Annotated in this window: 21 protein-coding genes; 15 read left to right on the forward strand and 6 right to left on the reverse strand. The window is 43.5% G+C overall.

Annotation, left to right across the window (positions count from 1 at the left end):
* Nucleotides 1–2 precede the first annotated feature (2 nt).
* Nucleotides 3–518, reverse strand: a complete 516-nt coding sequence (locus tag OQY15_RS13410; protein ID WP_265792279.1) for a hypothetical protein — start codon at nt 516–518, stop codon at nt 3–5.
* Nucleotides 519–676: 158 nt separating this feature from the next.
* On the opposite strand from OQY15_RS13410, the gene OQY15_RS13415 reads away from it, so the two are divergent.
* From OQY15_RS13415 to OQY15_RS13440, 6 genes are all read left to right on the forward strand, one after another.
* On the forward strand, nt 677–1,984 hold the full coding sequence (locus OQY15_RS13415; protein WP_265792280.1) for an NAD(P)/FAD-dependent oxidoreductase: 1,308 nt from the start codon (nt 677–679) through the stop codon (nt 1,982–1,984).
* 116 nt (nt 1,985–2,100) lie between these two features.
* A complete protein-coding gene (locus OQY15_RS13420) occupies nt 2,101–3,429 on the forward strand; it encodes a cytochrome ubiquinol oxidase subunit I (protein ID WP_265792281.1) in 1,329 nt (442 codons plus the stop codon).
* Between the two features lie 3 nt (nt 3,430–3,432).
* Nucleotides 3,433–4,452 carry a cytochrome d ubiquinol oxidase subunit II gene (locus tag OQY15_RS13425; protein WP_265792282.1) on the forward strand — a complete coding sequence of 340 codons (1,020 nt, stop codon included), beginning with the start codon at nt 3,433–3,435 and terminating at the stop codon, nt 4,450–4,452.
* Nucleotides 4,453–4,467: 15 nt separating this feature from the next.
* A complete protein-coding gene (locus tag OQY15_RS13430) occupies nt 4,468–5,082 on the forward strand; it encodes an HAD family phosphatase (RefSeq protein WP_265792283.1) in 615 nt (204 codons plus the stop codon).
* Nucleotides 5,083–5,094: 12 nt separating this feature from the next.
* Nucleotides 5,095–5,862 carry an AcvB/VirJ family lysyl-phosphatidylglycerol hydrolase gene (locus tag OQY15_RS13435; RefSeq protein WP_265792284.1) on the forward strand — a complete coding sequence of 256 codons (768 nt, stop codon included), beginning with the start codon at nt 5,095–5,097 and terminating at the stop codon, nt 5,860–5,862.
* A gap of 1 nt (nt 5,863) precedes the next feature.
* The gene (locus tag OQY15_RS13440) at nt 5,864–6,643 is read left to right on the forward strand and encodes a DUF3050 domain-containing protein (protein ID WP_265792285.1); all 780 of its coding nucleotides are present in this window, start codon (nt 5,864–5,866) and stop codon (nt 6,641–6,643) included.
* Nucleotides 6,644–6,677: 34 nt separating this feature from the next.
* Here the strand turns inward: OQY15_RS13440 and OQY15_RS13445 are convergent, their stop codons facing one another.
* A complete protein-coding gene (locus tag OQY15_RS13445; RefSeq protein WP_265792286.1) occupies nt 6,678–7,511 on the reverse strand; it encodes a S1-like domain-containing RNA-binding protein in 834 nt (277 codons plus the stop codon).
* Between the two features lie 64 nt (nt 7,512–7,575).
* Nucleotides 7,576–8,064: a hypothetical protein gene (locus OQY15_RS13450; RefSeq protein ID WP_265792287.1), complete on the reverse strand. Its 489-nt coding sequence runs from the start codon at nt 8,062–8,064 to the stop codon at nt 7,576–7,578.
* A gap of 139 nt (nt 8,065–8,203) precedes the next feature.
* Between OQY15_RS13450 and OQY15_RS13455 the strand changes: the two genes are divergently transcribed.
* From OQY15_RS13455 to trxA, 3 genes are all read left to right on the forward strand, one after another.
* Nucleotides 8,204–8,716: a DNA-deoxyinosine glycosylase gene (locus OQY15_RS13455; RefSeq protein ID WP_265792288.1), complete on the forward strand. Its 513-nt coding sequence runs from the start codon at nt 8,204–8,206 to the stop codon at nt 8,714–8,716.
* Nucleotides 8,717–8,760: 44 nt separating this feature from the next.
* The gene (locus tag OQY15_RS13460) at nt 8,761–9,921 is read left to right on the forward strand and encodes an MFS transporter (RefSeq protein WP_265792289.1); all 1,161 of its coding nucleotides are present in this window, start codon (nt 8,761–8,763) and stop codon (nt 9,919–9,921) included.
* Nucleotides 9,922–10,082: 161 nt separating this feature from the next.
* A complete protein-coding gene (gene trxA, locus OQY15_RS13465; RefSeq protein WP_265792290.1) occupies nt 10,083–10,379 on the forward strand; it encodes a thioredoxin in 297 nt (98 codons plus the stop codon).
* Nucleotides 10,380–10,432: 53 nt separating this feature from the next.
* Here the strand turns inward: trxA and OQY15_RS13470 are convergent, their stop codons facing one another.
* Nucleotides 10,433–11,629 carry a GAF domain-containing sensor histidine kinase gene (locus OQY15_RS13470; protein ID WP_265792291.1) on the reverse strand — a complete coding sequence of 399 codons (1,197 nt, stop codon included), beginning with the start codon at nt 11,627–11,629 and terminating at the stop codon, nt 10,433–10,435.
* Nucleotides 11,630–11,791: 162 nt separating this feature from the next.
* On the opposite strand from OQY15_RS13470, the gene OQY15_RS13475 reads away from it, so the two are divergent.
* Entirely contained in the window at nt 11,792–12,229 is a 438-nt protein-coding gene (locus OQY15_RS13475) for a nuclear transport factor 2 family protein (RefSeq protein ID WP_265792292.1), read from the forward strand.
* A 20-nt stretch (nt 12,230–12,249) separates the two neighbouring features.
* Here OQY15_RS13475 and OQY15_RS13480 read toward each other — a convergent pair whose 3' ends face one another.
* Nucleotides 12,250–13,512: a prephenate dehydrogenase gene (locus OQY15_RS13480; RefSeq protein ID WP_265792293.1), complete on the reverse strand. Its 1,263-nt coding sequence runs from the start codon at nt 13,510–13,512 to the stop codon at nt 12,250–12,252.
* A 96-nt stretch (nt 13,513–13,608) separates the two neighbouring features.
* On the opposite strand from OQY15_RS13480, the gene OQY15_RS13485 reads away from it, so the two are divergent.
* Nucleotides 13,609–13,986: a nuclear transport factor 2 family protein gene (locus OQY15_RS13485; RefSeq protein ID WP_265792294.1), complete on the forward strand. Its 378-nt coding sequence runs from the start codon at nt 13,609–13,611 to the stop codon at nt 13,984–13,986.
* A gap of 203 nt (nt 13,987–14,189) precedes the next feature.
* Nucleotides 14,190–14,501, forward strand: coding sequence for a hypothetical protein (locus OQY15_RS13490; RefSeq protein WP_265792295.1), 312 nt, complete (start codon nt 14,190–14,192; stop codon nt 14,499–14,501).
* Nucleotides 14,502–14,696: 195 nt separating this feature from the next.
* Here the strand turns inward: OQY15_RS13490 and OQY15_RS13495 are convergent, their stop codons facing one another.
* Nucleotides 14,697–15,206 carry a hypothetical protein gene (locus OQY15_RS13495; RefSeq protein WP_265792296.1) on the reverse strand — a complete coding sequence of 170 codons (510 nt, stop codon included), beginning with the start codon at nt 15,204–15,206 and terminating at the stop codon, nt 14,697–14,699.
* A gap of 177 nt (nt 15,207–15,383) precedes the next feature.
* Here OQY15_RS13495 and OQY15_RS13500 point away from each other — a divergent pair, with 177 nt between their 5' ends.
* The 3 genes from OQY15_RS13500 (at nt 15,384) to OQY15_RS13510 (ending at nt 16,436) form a co-directional block, all read left to right on the forward strand.
* Nucleotides 15,384–15,794 carry a (deoxy)nucleoside triphosphate pyrophosphohydrolase gene (locus OQY15_RS13500; RefSeq protein WP_265792297.1) on the forward strand — a complete coding sequence of 137 codons (411 nt, stop codon included), beginning with the start codon at nt 15,384–15,386 and terminating at the stop codon, nt 15,792–15,794.
* 32 nt (nt 15,795–15,826) lie between these two features.
* Entirely contained in the window at nt 15,827–16,003 is a 177-nt protein-coding gene (locus OQY15_RS13505; RefSeq protein WP_265792298.1) for a hypothetical protein, read from the forward strand.
* 172 nt (nt 16,004–16,175) lie between these two features.
* A complete protein-coding gene (locus OQY15_RS13510; RefSeq protein WP_265792299.1) occupies nt 16,176–16,436 on the forward strand; it encodes a hypothetical protein in 261 nt (86 codons plus the stop codon).
* The last annotated feature ends 10 nt before the right edge of the window (nt 16,437–16,446 follow it).

Genomic DNA, 16,446 nt, shown 5'->3' on the forward strand with positions numbered 1-16,446 from the left:
TGTTATTTTGGTTCATTGAGGGGCTGGCGCAGGAAAAAGTAGTCGTTCTTGTGCGCTGCGAAATCCTGGAATTCCGGACTGGCATTGATGTTTGCAGGAAGCTTCTTGAACTGCTCCGGACTGATAAATCTCCAGGTTACACCACCATGCTCCTGCAGGGACAGGATTTCGATAGGGAAATTCAGGATAAACTGATTCAGAAACTCCTGTTTTGCAGCCGTCCACTGTGGGGTGCTACCCAGGTTGCGTGGCCAGGTATAAAGTTTATGCGCTTCAATGATCTTTCCGTTTTCATCAATATAACTGGATTGTTTCAGGATCAGATCGCTCAGCCTGACATGTGCGACATCACCGGTAAAATTATCAGGGTTTTCTTCAATAATGATCGCTTTGGCAGTAAAATATGGCACACTTGCATTGGGATCCTGTTTTTCTTCCAATAAATCAGTGAAAACATACTTCCCTTTTTTTAGCAATTGAAATGGATTCGGGCTGTGTTCTGGACTAAAATCAGGCATATTTTTGTGGTTTTTGTAAAATTACTCAAATTGTTATTCAAATTGTCACAGCTATGAAATGATGTATGTCTAACATGACAAAATAATGTTTGCATAAACTGAATCTTAGCACATTTATTGCTGTAAATGGGGTAATAAATCATCAATAGCTGTTAAAAATGAATAACACTCCAAAAAAGATAGTCATTGTGGGCGGTGGATTTGCTGGTGTAAACCTGGCAAAAAACCTTGCTGACCACGGGTCATTTGACGTTGTCTTAGTCGATAAAAACAATTACAATTTTTTTCCTCCTTTAATCTATCAGGTAGCTACAGGTTACCTTGAAACCTCCAATATCTCGTATCCTTTCCGTAAACTTTTCAGGGGCATAAAAAATTTCTCGTTCAGACTGGGCGAATTGGAGGAGGTGATACCGGAACAGAAGAAACTGATCCTTTCTACAGGCGAGATCAGTTATGATTACCTGGTATTTTCAACTGGCTGCATTACCAATTATTTTGGAATGGAAAGCGTGGAGAAAAATTCAATTCCCATGAAAACCATTTCTGATGCACTGCAGATGCGCAATACGTTATTGGAAAGATTGGAGCTTGCATCACGTTCTACTGACCCGGAACTGAGAAGGAAATTACTGACGGTAGTGGTGGCAGGTGGCGGCCCTACCGGAGTAGAGATCTCAGGCATGTTTGCGGAAATGAAAAGAACGATCATCGCCAAGGATTATCCGGAACTGGCAGGTGCCAATGGTGAGATTTACCTGGTGGATGGTTTGCCCTCTTTATTGACACCAATGAGTGAGAAATCTCAAAAATATGCTTACGATACATTGACGAAAAATGGTGTAAAAGTACGTTTAAATGCGCTGGTTAAGGATTTTACGGATGATGTGGTACATTTCGCCAATGGTGATACCATCGTATCCAAAAACCTGATCTGGGCTGCGGGAGTTACTGCCATTGTTTTCAAAGGCATACCTGAAGCTGTCTATGGCAGGGGAAAAAGGATGATCGTAGATGCAAATAATAAAGTGCTGGGAATGGAAGATGTGTTTGCCATTGGTGATACGTGTATTCAAACTACTGACCCGCATTTCCCGCAGGGACATCCGCAGGTTGCTCAGGTTGCTATTCAACAGGGACAAAACCTGGCAAAAAACCTGATCAAAGATCTGTCAAACGCTGCATGGAAGCCTTTTAGTTATTATGACAAGGGTTCAATGGCGATCATTGGCAAAAACAAGGCGGTGGCCGACTTACCAAAACCTAAGTTATTCTTTAGCGGACTGCTGGCACTGCTGATGTGGTTGTTTATTCACTTGTTATCACTGATCAATTACAGAAACAGGATCAGGACCCTGTACAACTGGGGTGTGGCGTACCTGACTAACGATCAGTCGCTGCGTATGATTGTACGACCGGCAAGTAAATTTGAAACGGAAAACGTTAAACCTGTTAACAGGGTTTAAACACCTTATAATTCTTTTGAAGGCCATCTGATGATGGCAGCAAATTATTACATTAACTAAGCAAAAGATTAGGTCTAAAGCTATCTCGCAATAGCCAATACCCCTATTTTTGCAGGATGGATGATTTCTTAGCTGCCCGACTCCAGATGGCCTTTTCCTTAGGCTTCCATATTGTTTTCTCCTGTATAGGAATGGTAATGCCATTCTTTATGTCTACAGCCCATTATTTCTGGCTGAAGAAAAAAGAGACGATCTATCTTGATGTCACCAAAGCCTGGAGCAAGGGAGTAGCGATATTTTTTGCTACCGGTGCAGTTTCAGGTACTGTACTTTCCTTTGAACTGGGACTGCTCTGGCCACGCTTTATGGAACATGCCGGGCCGATCTTCGGAATGCCATTCTCCCTGGAGGGAACAGCGTTTTTTATCGAAGCGATTGCCCTTGGGTTTTATCTCTATGGATGGAACCGCTTTAATCCCTGGTTCCACTGGCTCACAGGTGTCATGGTGGGGATCACGGGGCTCTTATCAGGTATTCTCGTCGTAGCAGCGAATTCATGGATGAACAGTCCCTCAGGATTTGATTTCGTCAACGGACAGTACCTAAACATAGACCCCATGAAGGCGATGTTTAATGCTGCCTGGTTTTCGCAGGCATTACACATGTGTGTAGCCGCCTTTGTCTCTACAGGATTTGCTGTTGCAGGTGTACATGCCTTAATGATATTAAAGGGAAAGAATGTGGCTTTTCACAATAAGGCGTTCCGCATTGCGGCGATCTTTGCCACGGTAGCAGCATGTTTACAACCCCTGAGCGGAGATATTTCGGCGAAGGATGTTGCTGTGAGGCAGCCCGCAAAACTGGCGGCGATGGAGGCACATTTCCATACAGAAAAAGGAGCATCACTCGTGATTGGCGGGATTCCGGATACGGCTACGCAAACAGTGAACTATGCGCTGAAGGTGCCGAAACTGCTGAGTTTTATGGCTACCAATGATTTCAATGCGGAGATAAAGGGGCTGGATAGATTCCCTAAAAAAGATCATCCACCGGTAATGGTCACGCATTTTGCCTTTCAGATTATGGTAGGTCTGGGAATGGCGATGCTGGCCCTGTCGCTCCTGTATTTCATCGCGCTGATCAAGAAAAAAAGCTGGTCGGACAGCAAGTGGCTGCTCAAACTATTTGTGCTGGCCACACCTCTGGGATATCTGGCGCTGGAGGCGGGATGGACGGTGACGGAAGTGGGCAGGCAGCCCTGGATTATCTATGGGGTGATGCGCACAGCGGATGCGGTAACGCCTATGCCTGGTATTGCCTACTCATTTTATTTGTTCACCGCGGTATATATCTCCCTGGCGATCATTGTCAGCTTTTTATTGTTCCGCCAGATTACGATGGTTGGCAAACTGTACGATTCATCCACCGATCATAAAACTCAATAAACCATGGTATACGTAGTGATCATTTTTCTCTGGACAGCTATACTTTTATATGTACTGCTGGGGGGTGCCGACTTTGGTGCGGGTATCATTGAATTGTTTACCTCCCCGGCAAACAGACACCGCACGCGCAAGAACATGTATGAGGCTATAGGCCCGGTGTGGGAAGCAAACCACATGTGGCTGATCATCGTGATCGTGATCCTCTTTGTGGGCTTTCCCAGGATTTATACTACTGTTTCTATTTATCTGCATATCCCTCTGGTATGTATGCTGCTGGGGATCATTGCCAGGGGTACAGCCTTTGTTTTCAGAAACTATGATGCCGTAAAGGATGATATGCAGAAGATATATACCAGGATATTTATTCTCTCCAGCGTGCTTACGCCATTTTTCCTGGGAATCATTGCGGCCAGCGTGGTTTCCTCAAGAATTGATCTGGAGGCGAATGATTTTGTGTCCGCTTATATCTACAGCTGGCTCAACTTATTCTCTGTGGCCGTCGGGGTGTTTACCGTGACGATCTGTGCTTACCTCGCAGCGGTGTTTATTATCGGGCAGGCAGACGATGAATACGACCGGAAGCGCTTTACACGCAAAGCCACACATCTGATATTTGTCGTGATGGGGGCGGGGGCGCTGGTTTTTGTGGCTGCTGCTATCAATCATATTCCACTGCTGACCTGGATATTCAGTGATCTTCCGGGTATCATAGCGATTGTACTGGCAACAATTTCACTGGTGATCATGTTCTTCTTCCTGAACAAGAATAAACCGGTCATGATGAGAATACTGGCGGGCTTTCAGGTAACGATGATTCTGTTTGCAGCAACATATAGCCACTTCCCGGATATTGTTTTGTTAAAAGGCGGACAAAACCTGTCGCTGCTGGCAGATCAGGGTGAACAAAAAACGATGGAAGCGCTTGGCTATGCACTGCTGATCGGCAGTGTGTTCATCCTGCCGGCACTTGCATATCTGATTTACAGCTTTCAGAAAAAAACAGATACGATCTCAGATCATTAACATACAAAAAGAATTATGGAAGAAACGGATTTCGCGAAGCTCAGTAAATTAACAGAAGGAGATTACCAGGCATTTTTATATGATTGTGATGGCACCCTGGCTGATAATATGCCTGCCCATGCAGCAACTTATGTAGAGGTAGCGAAACAATATGCCGTGGACATGGATCCCGCAATTATTGATGAGCTTGCGGGATGGCCGATAGCAAATGTTGTGGAAGAGCTGAACCTGCGGTATAATGCCACTATGGACCCGGAGGAATTCAGATCGCGTAAAGCACAGTTATTTGCCGACGAGTATATCAGTAAGGTGCTGCCTATTCCTTATGTAGTGGAACACCTGAAGGCCAATGCGGGTAAACTGAGGATTGGAGTAGTTTCTGGTGGCGACCGGATCGCTGTACAGCGTACGCTGGAAATTATTGGCGTAAGCGAATATGTGGAGGTACTGGTTTGTGCGGGGGAAACACCGAGAGGAAAACCTTTTGCGGATCCATTTCTCAGAGCCGCGGAGCTGCTGGGGGTTGACCCAAAGAAATGCCTGGTATTTGAAGATGGAATCCCGGGAGTAAAAGCTGCCGAAGCGGCGGGTATGCATTGGGTGAGAATTGATCAGTTTACCTTTGGATAATATATCAGGGTGATGAAACACTGGCAAAAAGGGATGGGCCTGATGCTGATATTGTTGATGTCAGGCTGCGGCGTACTGTCGAGAATACGGCAGACGAATCATCATGGAGTAGAAACTCATGACTTCGACCTTCCCGTGATTACCTATGCCAGTGTAGATTCTACGTCAAAAAAATTACTGATCCTGTTTTCCGGTGACGGGGGCTGGCTGGATTTCGAAGACCGGCTGGGTACCGGCTTTGCTGCAGAAGGTTTTGAAACGATAGGGTTTAATTCCAGGACTTACTTCTGGACGGCGCGAAGCCCACAGCAGACTGCTGAGGATGTGATGCAGCTGATCAGCAAATATGCGGCTCTTTATAAAACAAACAGGATTTACCTCTGCGGGTATTCTTTTGGTGCTGATGTCGTACCCTTTATTTACAACCGCATGGTGCCTTCAATGAAGAATAAGGTGGTAGCCATCGCCTTGCTGTCGCCTTTTGCTTCTTCGGATTTTATGGTGCATACTTCGGATTTGCTGAACCTTGCCGGCGACGATAAACCCTATAAAGTGCTGCCCGAGGTGGAAGCTATAAAAATTCCTGTGTTCTGCTTTTATGGAGAAAGGGAAAACCCAAAACCCCTGGAAACGGTTCAGAAAAGAAACTTTTCCCTGCGCCTGCTGCCGGGCGACCACCATTACGATGCCACCGCTAACCAGGACATACTATTGTCACTGCAGGGGCTGAGGAGAAAAAAATTGATACCTTTGCGCCATTATAATAAAACGATAAATTAAGATGAATAGCCATATTGCCAGGATACAGTCCGTAATAGAACCATTAAGACAGGAAATTATCAACCATAAAGTTTATTCAGTAATCAATGATATCGAGGACCTGAAAATCTTTATGCAATATCATGTGTATGCAGTGTGGGATTTTATGTCGCTGCTTAAATCACTGCAGATTGGATTAACAAGTACAAGCACCCCGTGGTTTCCGGTAGGGAATGCCAATACCAGATACCTGATTAATGAGATCGTTACCGGAGAGGAATCTGATGTGGATGCAGCAGGAATACGTAAAAGTCACTACGAGATGTATCTGGAAGCGATGGAACAGTGTGGCGCGGATACCAAACCTGTAATGGAATTTACTGCGATCTTAAAAGAAGAAAAGTCATTCTTCAAAGCCTATACTGAAGCGGATATCCCAAAGGAGGCACGTGAGTTTGTAGATTTCACCTTTGAGGTGATCGATGGAAAACAGTCCCATCTGCAATCGGCTGCCTTTACATTTGGCAGGGAGGACCTGATTCCGGCGATGTTTATCTCGATTGTCAGGGATCTGAATGAGAAATTTCCAGGTCAGCTTTCGCTGATAAAGTATTACCTGGATCGCCATATTGAAGTGGATGGTGATCATCATTCACATTTAGCGCTTGACATGACTGCAGAGCTTTGCGGTGAAAATGAAGAGTTCTGGAAAGAAGCAGAGGAAATTGCAGTTGCGTCACTCCAGCAACGTATCCATTTATGGGATGGTGTCTATAATGAGATCATTAGCGTAAATGCATAAAAAAATCCGGTTCTTCATCAGAACCGGATTTTTTTTATTCAGACAGTAATTTGATTTCGTGATCACCGATCATGATCAGTCTTTCTTTATACAGTGCACCTGTGGTTTTCTTAAAAGCTTTTTTGCTGATTTTTAAAAGCTCGTAAATGTCTTCAGGTGTGCTTTTATCACCAATAGGAAGCACGCCCTGGTTTTCTTCGAGCATTTTCATCAGTACGTCTTTCATATCGAGGATATGACCATAACCCATAGGCTGCAGGCTCAGGTCAATTTTACCTTCTACCCTGATTTTTTTGATCCAGCCTTTTCTCTGTTCGCCGGGATTCAGTTGATCAAACAATTCATTGGTATAGAGCAAACCGATATACTTGTTGTCAATGATCGCATTGTAACCCAGGTCGCTGCGATCGACAATCAGCAGGCTCACTTCGTCACCTTCCTCAAAGTCGATATCCTCTTCCTCTACAAAGTTGGTCAATCGTGAAGAGGCTACCATACGGTCGTTGGACTCGTCAAGGAACACATAAACTACATGTTTATCCCCTTTAAACATCGGGCGCTTTTGTTCTCTCTCGGGCACATATACATCTTTGTCGATGCCAATGTCCATAAAAACACCATTCTCGCCGTCTTCTACTACTGTAAGATAGGCAAAGTCGCCCACACAGGCCAAAGGCTTTTGCGTTGTGGCATACAATTTCCCGTCCTTATGCATGTAGACAAAAACATTGATATTCTCACCTACTTCCGCGTCCTTAGGGACATGGTTGTAGGGTAACAGCGCTTCTTTATCGCCGTCTGACAGGATCAGGCCTGTTTCTGTCTTGTTTATAATTCTGAGTTCGTTGTATTGTCCTATTTGTATCATCAGCGTTTCCGTTATTCAATCTGCAAAGGTAGCATTATCGGAACAGGAACAGCCTATGATCATGTTAAAATAAACGGTATCCCAATCTGAGCCCAAGTAGGTTGGGATAGGCGTAGTCGTCGTACTTTATTCCTATGTCAAATCTATTGTTCAGCTGTTTGGCAAGGATGACCGACCAGGCAGTATTCGAATTTCCATTGATATCTATGGCTAATCCTATATCGCCGGCGAGGTAATATTTGCTTGTTGCGTAGATTTTTGCGCCTATTTTTAGCGGAATAATGTTTTGGTCGGCGATACCAATGAACTTGTCGCGAGAAACGGAGGTGAATCCTGCACTGAATGTCGCTCCCAGCAGATCGGTCAGCCGCCGTTCAACCCGGATGTCAGCACCCAGGGAAAGACCTGCGTCTCTGAGATTTACTGCGGGATTAAAGGAGGCGGTCAAGTCCCAGGTCTTGCGTCCGGCATCCGGCCTCCCCGATGTTTGTGCCTGCAGTTGACAAAGCTGTGCGAAAAGGAATAAGGCAGTGAGTTTTAAAAATTGTTTCATCTGAATTTAATTTGTTCTACTAAATATAAGACTGTCATCAATGCATTTACCCCCATCGGGAATGAATATTTTTTTTTAAAAACTCAGTATATTTAAATTTTGAGAACATATTCTGATCCTTAACGTTACTCAATTATAGATGAACGATCCAGTAAGTAACCCCATTAAAACTGCTTTTCCGCCAATTATTGATGAACACTGTACAGTGCTACTGCTGGGTACCATGCCCGGCGACAGGTCACTGCGGCTGCAGCAGTATTACGGTCATGCAGGAAATCATTTCTGGAAACTGATTTATGCGCTTTATGACCAGCCAGTAGAAGCTGACTATGCATCCAGAAAGTCCTTTTTACTGGAGCATCATATTGCTTTATGGGATGTGCTGGAGTCCTGTACCTGTGAAGGGAGTCTGGACAGCAATATCAAAAACGAGGTTACTAATGATTTCGCGGCTTTCTACGCTCAGTATCCCAATATCACACATGTCTTTTTTGACAGCCGGAAAGCCGAAGAGTTTTACCTGAAATATGTAAAAAAGAGCCCGGCAAAGGTATACCATCTGCTGCCATCACCGAGTGGTGCCAATGCTTCAAAAACTTTTGTGCAAAAGCTGGATGCCTGGAGAGAACTGCTGCTCTATACAAAAGGATAAATCGTATTAATCAATCACTTGTGTTGCTTATCTTTGCGGCATAAATGAACGATATCATCTCCAAAAATACCCACAGGATATTCCTGAGTACATTTTTCTTTATGTCAGGCTTCAGCTTTTCTACCTGGGCCTCGAGGATTCCAACTATTAAAATGGCCTTTGGTTTCAATGATGCCGAGCTGGGCTCTATCCTGCTGGCGATGCCTGTAGGCTCACTGATCGGACTGCCGATTACAGGCTGGCTGGTGTCGAAGTATGACAGCCGCATTCCACTGACTGTAGGTTATGCTTTAAACTCGCTGGCCATGGCACTGATTGGTTTTACGCACAACACTGTGGCGCTCGTGGTGGCGGTAGTTTTATTTGCCTTTACCTCCAGGATTTTCAACATTTCCATGAACACGCAGGCGATCACTGTACAAAAGCTGTATACGAAAAAGATCAATGGATCATTTCATGGTTTCTGGAGTACCGGAGGGATTGCAGGAGTGGCATTTTCTACTATACTACTGGCTTTGAATGCCTCTATACAGGTTCACTTTATGATTGTGGCCTGCATCACGTTACTGATGGCGGTTTATTCCTTCAGGTTTTTGTTAAAGGGGGATCGTTCTGCAAGCGGAAATAAAATCATTATCGGCAAGCCTGATCCTTATATCATGTGTCTCGGTATTGTAGCCTTTTTATCGGCCGTTTGTGAAGGAGGGATGTTCGACTGGAGCGGGATCTATTTCCAGCAGGTGCTGCATGTAGAGATCTTTACTTATGGTTATTTGATTTTTATGTTGTTTATGGCGATGTCGCGTTTTCTTTCCGATCTGATCATAGGAAAAATAGGCATGTCAGCAACATATCTCATGAGTGCCCTTTTTATCATCAGCGGTATTGCTATGGCTGTAATTATTCCACATTTCTGGATCGCTATGATCGGTTTTTCACTGGTAGGTTTTGGAACGGCCTCAGTTATTCCGATGTCTTACTCCATGGCGGGCAATTCGCGAAAGTATTCCGCAGGAATGGCAATCTCTATTATTGCCACCTATTATATCACAGGGACATTTTTAGGTCCTCCGCTGATTGGCTATCTCGCGCATGCCTTCGGTTTGCGTATTGCCTTCATCGTATTCGGACTTTGTGGCTTGTTGCTGATCCCGGTTTCTCAGCTGGTATTCAAATACAAAAAGTTTGAGGAAGAAATAATTTAAAAAAAATACGGTCAACGCACAATATTTCAATTTTTGAGCGTTTATATTACCGAGAGCGTTAATTTAGATGGCGGGGATGTTGAGAAATTGATATCCCCGCTTCTTTTTTACAGGGTAAAACAATACCATGTTCAGGAATGTTATTCCGTAAACCCTAGATCATGTCAAACTTCACAGATATCATTAAATCAGAAAAACCCGTACTGGTAGACTTCTCTGCCGAATGGTGTGGTCCGTGTAAAATGATGGCGCCTATTCTTCAGCAATTGAAGGGACAGATGGGAGAGCGTGCAACAATACTGAAAGTGGATGTCGACAAAAATCCTGCAGTTTCAAACCAGTACCAGATCCAGGGAGTTCCTACATTGATTCTGTTTAAGGGTGGAGAAGTGAAATGGCGCCAGTCTGGCGTAATCCCGGCAAATCAGCTGCAAAGCATCATCGAGAGACATCTGTAGATAAAAGTATCTTGATATCTTTATTATAAAGATATCAAGATGTGTATTCATATTTATACATAGGTCTGATTTAATATTACCTCTGCGATGGTTCCGCTGCCATCAATGGAACGTAATTTAAACTCTCCTTTCAGATCATTAGTCAGTCTTTTCACCAGTAGTAAACCGGATTTATCATGACATTGGTCTGAAGCCTCTGTTTCCTGACCCAGTAGCAGCTGATCAACAGCTGTATCACTCATTCCAGATCCGGAATCAGTCACTTTAATTTTCAGCAGGTTGAAGGTAGGCTCAGGCTTTACTTCCAGGTCGACCGTAATCAGGCCCATTTCTGAGGTACAGTTGAGGGCGCAGTTGATCATATTTCCGGCAATCTGCAACATCTTATTTTTCAGGAATGGAACAAACTTGGTTCGCTCAGACACATTAACTTCAAGTTCTATCCCCTTGCTGACAGCCTGCGGAATATATAATCTTTCGAGTTTATCTTTAAAAATATGCAGATTGAATTCTTCCTTTTTTAGTGGTTCAATTTCGATATCTGACGTGATTTCATTGGTAGCGCTTAACATTTCCTTGCTGCTGCTATTGATTTGTGCTGCGGCTTCGAGGATATCATCTATCGTACTTTCTGAACCCTGATCTGCAATCAGGCCGGAAAGACCAATAATTCCTGCAAGCGGTCCCCTGATCTCATGGGCGATCTTCTTTTGCAATTCCCTGCTCTCTGCGAGACTTTTCTTCAGTGTATCAATGGTTTTTAAAGCAGTAAGCCTGTTGGCCACTTCAGACGCAACAAGTTTCAGCAGTTCTATCTTTTCAGGACTAAGGCTTTTCTGCTCTTCATCAATCACACACAGTGCACCGATATGATGCCCCTCGGGCGTTGAAACGGGCACACCAAAATAATACTTCAGCTGGAGCGGCCCGGTCACATATTCCTTTTCTTTGAAACGCTCATCCAGTGTCAGGTCGGGTATTTCGAAATGATCATCAACAGTGATGGTGTACTGACATATAGAGTTTTCTCTGGGCGTCTGCCCTGTTCGCAGGCCATGGTTGGCGACGGTCCATTGCGTAAAAGAGTCTATCAGATTTACCAGTGAGATTTTGGTACCGGCGATATTTGCAGCCAGTGTAGTCAGATCTTTGAACTGATCTTCCATATTGGAATAGTCAACATCGAATTCTGCCAGACTGAATACTCTTTCTATCTCATTATCAGGTAGTGGGAGAGGTTTATTAGTCATAAAATAATCATATGTAAGAAGCGTAACACTAAAATAATCGTTCTGTTTTGAAATTTTCTGTTCATTTTCCAAAAATCCTGTTCATTTTTAGCGGCGAATTAAATCGGTTTAATTATGCTCCATACCCATTTATTCTATAACTTTAATCATCAAATATAAATTATGAAGAAACTATCATTAATACTCCTGATTTTTGCCGGCAGTTTTGCTGCCAGCGCCCAGTCTAAAGATGAAACGCTCGTTGCAGCAGCAGTAGAGAAACTGAGAGCCTCGATGATCAGCGGGAATAAGGCTGATTTGGAAAGCGTGCTGTCCAGTGATTTGACTTACGCCCATTCCAGCGGGAAGATTCAGAGCAAGGAAGTATTCGTAGAAGAGATTTCTACAAAAAAATCGGATTTCAAGACCATTGCGCTCACGAAACAAAGTATTAGCGTTACAGGCGATGTTGCCATTGTAAGCCACCAGTTAGATGCAACTACAAATGATGGCGGTAAGCCCGCTGCGCCGCACTTGAATATTGTATTGGTATGGAAGAAAACCAAAGGCGAATGGAAACTCATTGCCAGAAGGGCATTTCACGCTCCTGCAGCAGAATAAATAAATGTTTACAGAACTGGTCAGTAACTGCGGTTTAACCTGCTGATCAGTTCTGCACTTTGCAGCCTTCCGTGCTCCAGCCGGTCTTCAAAGAAAAGTTTAGCATCATTGAAATGATGTTTATACCCGTTCATATCGCCATATCCAATGATGGATGACCATTCCCTCACCGCGGAATGAAACTCAAGATCATCTGTACGGATCTGTTTGTTATAGATAGCAGCCTCAATGGATTCTTCCAGTAATTCTTCATTTCTAAAAAGGTATTCTACGATTCCAAGTCTGAGTCTGAAAGGCGGCGTCTGACAGATCAGGTTGTCATAGGGGTTGATGCCCAGCTGATACCATGCATCGGCCATACTCAGGAGGCTCAGGTGTGAATTCGGGCTGCGCGGTATTCCACTTCCAGACAGCGAAAACTCCTGCATGATTTCATTATCCAGTAAGAGGAACTGTTTGGTATCGGGAAAAAGGAAGCTTTTTGCTCTCATGATACGTTCCCGGAAATCTTTCTCATTTTCCGTGATCATCATTTTAAACAGATCCGATTCCGATTGTGCGTAAGATTTGATCTGCTGGCGCGCATAGGGATTCAATATGGCGAGTCCGGCATAGATATGTGCTTTGTAGCTAAAGATTCTGAGCATCGTCAGGATTTTAACATTATCAATCCCACCAAAATAAGATGCATTCTCCCAGGGAAAGAAACCCGCACTTTTCCAGGCGGTGCCCATGCTTTCAAATCCCATATGCGTTACTGCCTGAGTGTCTGCTACAATCTTGTCATGGGTATGGTAATCGCTCATTTCTACCAGATCGGATTCCAGTGCCGTCAGTACATCCACCATGCGCATATAGGCTTCCGCATTGCAGCGGTAAGGAATCACAATTAACGTCTGGTCTTTGGTATCAAAGCCGGGGCCGTGTAAGGAATGACAGGTCACGATATTCACATCTTTTGGAAGATGTGCTTCGAAAGCGGCAATCTCAGGATGTTTTACCGAAGTCTGTCCCGCCACAATAGCGCCGTACTTGGTAGCACTGCCATATCTTTGTACAACTTCGGCAATTTTTTCTGCCTCTACGGCATATATAATGATATCTGATTTTCTGGAAACAGCACTTCCGTCAACCATCAGCTCAATTCCCAGCGGGGAAAGTTCCTCGTCTAATTTTTCATAAAACTCAGGCAGATCTGAACCGCAGACCTGGTATCCGGCTTTGGCAAATCGTTTTGCATAAAGTTTGCCCATGTCACCCAGGCCAATTATTCCTATAAGCATCGCATCATATTATGTAGCAAATTACCGAAAATATGCTGATAAAGGAGGTACAATTCACACATTTCTTGTTAGTTTTACGATGAAATACAAATCTCAATGGATCAGCAGGAAAAAGAAGCTATAGAAATTATCCGCCAGTCGCGCTACAATTCTAACACCGCCATTCGTGAACATAATGTGGCAGGTGTATCAAAATACTGGATGGATGATATGGTTGTGATTTCAGGTGAGGGAGGCCAGTACATCGGCAAAAAAGCGCTTGTTGCCGTGTTTACCGACATGTTCGCTGCAGATCCACCTGTATTTGAAAGGATACCTTCCGAGATCATCATTGGTGACAGTAGCATCCTGGCATGGGAAACTGGCAGCTGGAATTACAAAACTGAACCGTTCCGGGGTAATTATTCGGCGATGTGGCGTAAGGTTAATGGCATCTGGCTTATGCAATCGGAGCTGTTTGTATCACTGGATTGACACTCTTTTCGGCAAGTTGTGGACTTCCTCCACACGTAAATTTAAGATGAAATTTTTTAATTGACTGAAAATCAGGTAATTGTTTTGGTGTGCCAAAGATGGCACTATTATGCGATATATCTAATCGAATTAGATAATTAAAAAATTAAACGAGCGACTTGAAGCTTACATCGGTTTCGGGTCAACACATAAAAAAAACCATTATGAAAAATTTCATTTTAACAGCCACAGTATTAGCATTCGCAGGTATATCAACAGTAAAAGCTTCAGAAGTTAAAGAGCCAACAGCGGTAACAGTTCAACAGGATAGCACTCAGAAAGTACCTGTAAAACTGGATCAGCTTCCTGCTCCTGTAACTACAACTTTAAAAGCTGATGCTTATAAGGACTGGACACCAACTACTGCATTCCTGGTAACTAATGCTGATAAAACTCAATTCTACCACATCGATGTTAAAAAAGGTACTGAAGTAGCTTTTATTAAAATCAACAAAGATGGTGTTGTAGTTCAATAAGCCTCATATCAACCATTTCATACAATGAGAAAAGCCGGATTTATCCGGCTTTTCTTTTGTGTATAAGATTTGAGTTATTAACAAATCATGTGGATAACATTTATAAATAATTAACCATCAATACTTTGAAATGTGTAAAAGATTTGATGAGTTGTTGTGTTTCTCCACATTACATGTTGATAACCTGTGGAAAGCTTAGCGGCCACGGCCACCCCTTTCATTCCTTCCATTGTTGGTTTTTACCGATGTGTTTCTGACTGTTTTTGTCCTTACAGTAGTTTTTCCTCTGCCGGGATTGTTCCTGGTACTGACATATCTTGTGGTTTTACTATCCCTGATGTTCGCCTGTTTGCCTTTATAACCTTTGTATCTGCTATACTCCCTGATATGAGTCTGGTGTGAGAGGTAGGGTTTAGGTGTATTCATTACCACTTTATAGGAGTTGTATAAGTCGAACCCTCTGTATTGCGATGGCAGACTGTTTCTCCATACCCATGCACCGTTGTTCAGATACACATATTGTCTGGCAGGAACATTATAGTAGGCGTCTACATCCGGCAGGTAATAATAATCTACATGGTTGTATCCTGCAGGCCCCCATTGTGGTTGTGAACCAATGTTAATACTTACGTTCACCTGTGCTTTAGTATTGATGCTGCTTAACGAAGCTACTCCGAAGATGACAGCTAAAATTATTCTTTTCATTTGTTTGTGTGTTAGTTGTATGGTCTAATCCAAATGGGATGCCGGAATACCTGTTGTCTGACTTGTAATCTGCGAAGGGCAGGAATGTGCCGACGAGCAGCCCGGACTTATCGCCGCCGGACTAGAGTTTGCCGACAGCCATATTGTTTTGTAAACTGATTTTTCTATTTTAGAACAATGATAGACGTAAGCTGTGCAGTAATTATAGGTCAGGAGGGGAAGGTTTTTGTTGCTCAGCGAAGTATGTCCATGCGTTTGCCGCTGAAATGGGAGTTTCCCGGTGGGAAAGTGGAATCAGGTGAACAGCCCGAAGAATGTCTTTTTCGTGAGATTGCCGAAGAACTGCAGGTAGATATAGAAATTCTCAGGCCTATGTTACCTTATGAGCATAAGGCTGAGCCGGCAATCCGGCTGATCCCATTTATCTGCCGCATCAAAAGCGGGGAGCTCAAACTGACAGAACATGCCGCATTTCTCTGGCTTCAGCCTGAAGAACTGCCTGCCTTGGATTGGGCTGCAGCAGATATCCCGGTGGTACAGCAATACCTGGATGATCTTAAAATTTCTTCTGCGCTTAAAACTAAATGACCAGATTCTTGTTCATTACTAAATTCTAAACTATGAACTCTTTCTTTAAAACTATCATTGCTGGCTGGGGTGCCAAAAAATTAGGTGGCGGTTGTTTATCTACCATTTTGATCTTCGTACTGATCTATGTAGCATTGGGTCAATGTAGCAGAACGCCACAACGTGCATCACTTCTGCAGAAATCTGCTCCCGTAGCTCAAACCAGATAAACATTAATCTTAAGCTGAAAAGAGCTGCTGAAAACCTTGATTTGCGGCGAAGCTGTTTTTCATTTTTACAAAAAGCTATTTTCAGCTTCATTTACTTTGCGCATTGGAAGGGGCAGGTCAATCCTCTATATTTGATTTAACGAATTAAACCAAATGACCTGAGAGGATTTCCATGGAAGCTACAGAACTGCAAAAATTACATGTTTCTTTCTTTAATGTGATCAATAATCTGGAGATGGAATACAGCTATTATTTCTGTCTGCACTCTATTCAGAAGGGGCTGGACAAGATCGAAAGTATCTACGATCATTTTAAACTGGATCTGGAAACACTGGAAGTAGATTTCTGTGTGAACAGTGACCTTCCTGCTGCTATCAGGGAAATCATCTGCAATGCCCATCAGCAAATTTTCTTTGGAACTGAAACGGCTTAAGTGCAGCTAG

Origin of the sequence: Pedobacter sp. MC2016-15 (genome assembly GCF_026239695.1) — a bacterium.
Taxonomy (GTDB): Bacteria; Bacteroidota; Bacteroidia; order Sphingobacteriales; family Sphingobacteriaceae; genus Pedobacter.

What these genes read in the sequence shown, in the direction of transcription:
- OQY15_RS13415 (WP_265792280.1), top strand. Translation starts at nt 677, where the DNA reads ATGAATAACACTCCAAAAAAGATAGTCATTGTGGGCGGTGGATTTGCT.
- OQY15_RS13485 (WP_265792294.1), top strand. Translation starts at nt 13,609, where the DNA reads ATGGATCAGCAGGAAAAAGAAGCTATAGAAATTATCCGCCAGTCGCGC.
- OQY15_RS13480 (WP_265792293.1), bottom strand. Translation starts at nt 13,512, where the DNA reads ATGCTTATAGGAATAATTGGCCTGGGTGACATGGGCAAACTTTATGCA.
- OQY15_RS13435 (WP_265792284.1), top strand. Translation starts at nt 5,095, where the DNA reads ATGAAACACTGGCAAAAAGGGATGGGCCTGATGCTGATATTGTTGATG.
- OQY15_RS13505 (WP_265792298.1), top strand. Translation starts at nt 15,827, where the DNA reads ATGAACTCTTTCTTTAAAACTATCATTGCTGGCTGGGGTGCCAAAAAA.
- OQY15_RS13410 (WP_265792279.1), bottom strand. Translation starts at nt 518, where the DNA reads ATGCCTGATTTTAGTCCAGAACACAGCCCGAATCCATTTCAATTGCTA.
- OQY15_RS13430 (WP_265792283.1), top strand. Translation starts at nt 4,468, where the DNA reads ATGGAAGAAACGGATTTCGCGAAGCTCAGTAAATTAACAGAAGGAGAT.
- OQY15_RS13495 (WP_265792296.1), bottom strand. Translation starts at nt 15,206, where the DNA reads ATGAAAAGAATAATTTTAGCTGTCATCTTCGGAGTAGCTTCGTTAAGC.
- OQY15_RS13500 (WP_265792297.1), top strand. Translation starts at nt 15,384, where the DNA reads ATGATAGACGTAAGCTGTGCAGTAATTATAGGTCAGGAGGGGAAGGTT.
- OQY15_RS13420 (WP_265792281.1), top strand. Translation starts at nt 2,101, where the DNA reads ATGGATGATTTCTTAGCTGCCCGACTCCAGATGGCCTTTTCCTTAGGC.
- OQY15_RS13450 (WP_265792287.1), bottom strand. Translation starts at nt 8,064, where the DNA reads ATGAAACAATTTTTAAAACTCACTGCCTTATTCCTTTTCGCACAGCTT.
- OQY15_RS13490 (WP_265792295.1), top strand. Translation starts at nt 14,190, where the DNA reads ATGAAAAATTTCATTTTAACAGCCACAGTATTAGCATTCGCAGGTATA.
- OQY15_RS13510 (WP_265792299.1), top strand. Translation starts at nt 16,176, where the DNA reads ATGGAAGCTACAGAACTGCAAAAATTACATGTTTCTTTCTTTAATGTG.
- OQY15_RS13455 (WP_265792288.1), top strand. Translation starts at nt 8,204, where the DNA reads ATGAACGATCCAGTAAGTAACCCCATTAAAACTGCTTTTCCGCCAATT.
- OQY15_RS13460 (WP_265792289.1), top strand. Translation starts at nt 8,761, where the DNA reads ATGAACGATATCATCTCCAAAAATACCCACAGGATATTCCTGAGTACA.
- OQY15_RS13445 (WP_265792286.1), bottom strand. Translation starts at nt 7,511, where the DNA reads ATGATACAAATAGGACAATACAACGAACTCAGAATTATAAACAAGACA.
- trxA (WP_265792290.1), top strand. Translation starts at nt 10,083, where the DNA reads ATGTCAAACTTCACAGATATCATTAAATCAGAAAAACCCGTACTGGTA.
- OQY15_RS13470 (WP_265792291.1), bottom strand. Translation starts at nt 11,629, where the DNA reads ATGACTAATAAACCTCTCCCACTACCTGATAATGAGATAGAAAGAGTA.
- OQY15_RS13425 (WP_265792282.1), top strand. Translation starts at nt 3,433, where the DNA reads ATGGTATACGTAGTGATCATTTTTCTCTGGACAGCTATACTTTTATAT.
- OQY15_RS13440 (WP_265792285.1), top strand. Translation starts at nt 5,864, where the DNA reads ATGAATAGCCATATTGCCAGGATACAGTCCGTAATAGAACCATTAAGA.
- OQY15_RS13475 (WP_265792292.1), top strand. Translation starts at nt 11,792, where the DNA reads ATGAAGAAACTATCATTAATACTCCTGATTTTTGCCGGCAGTTTTGCT.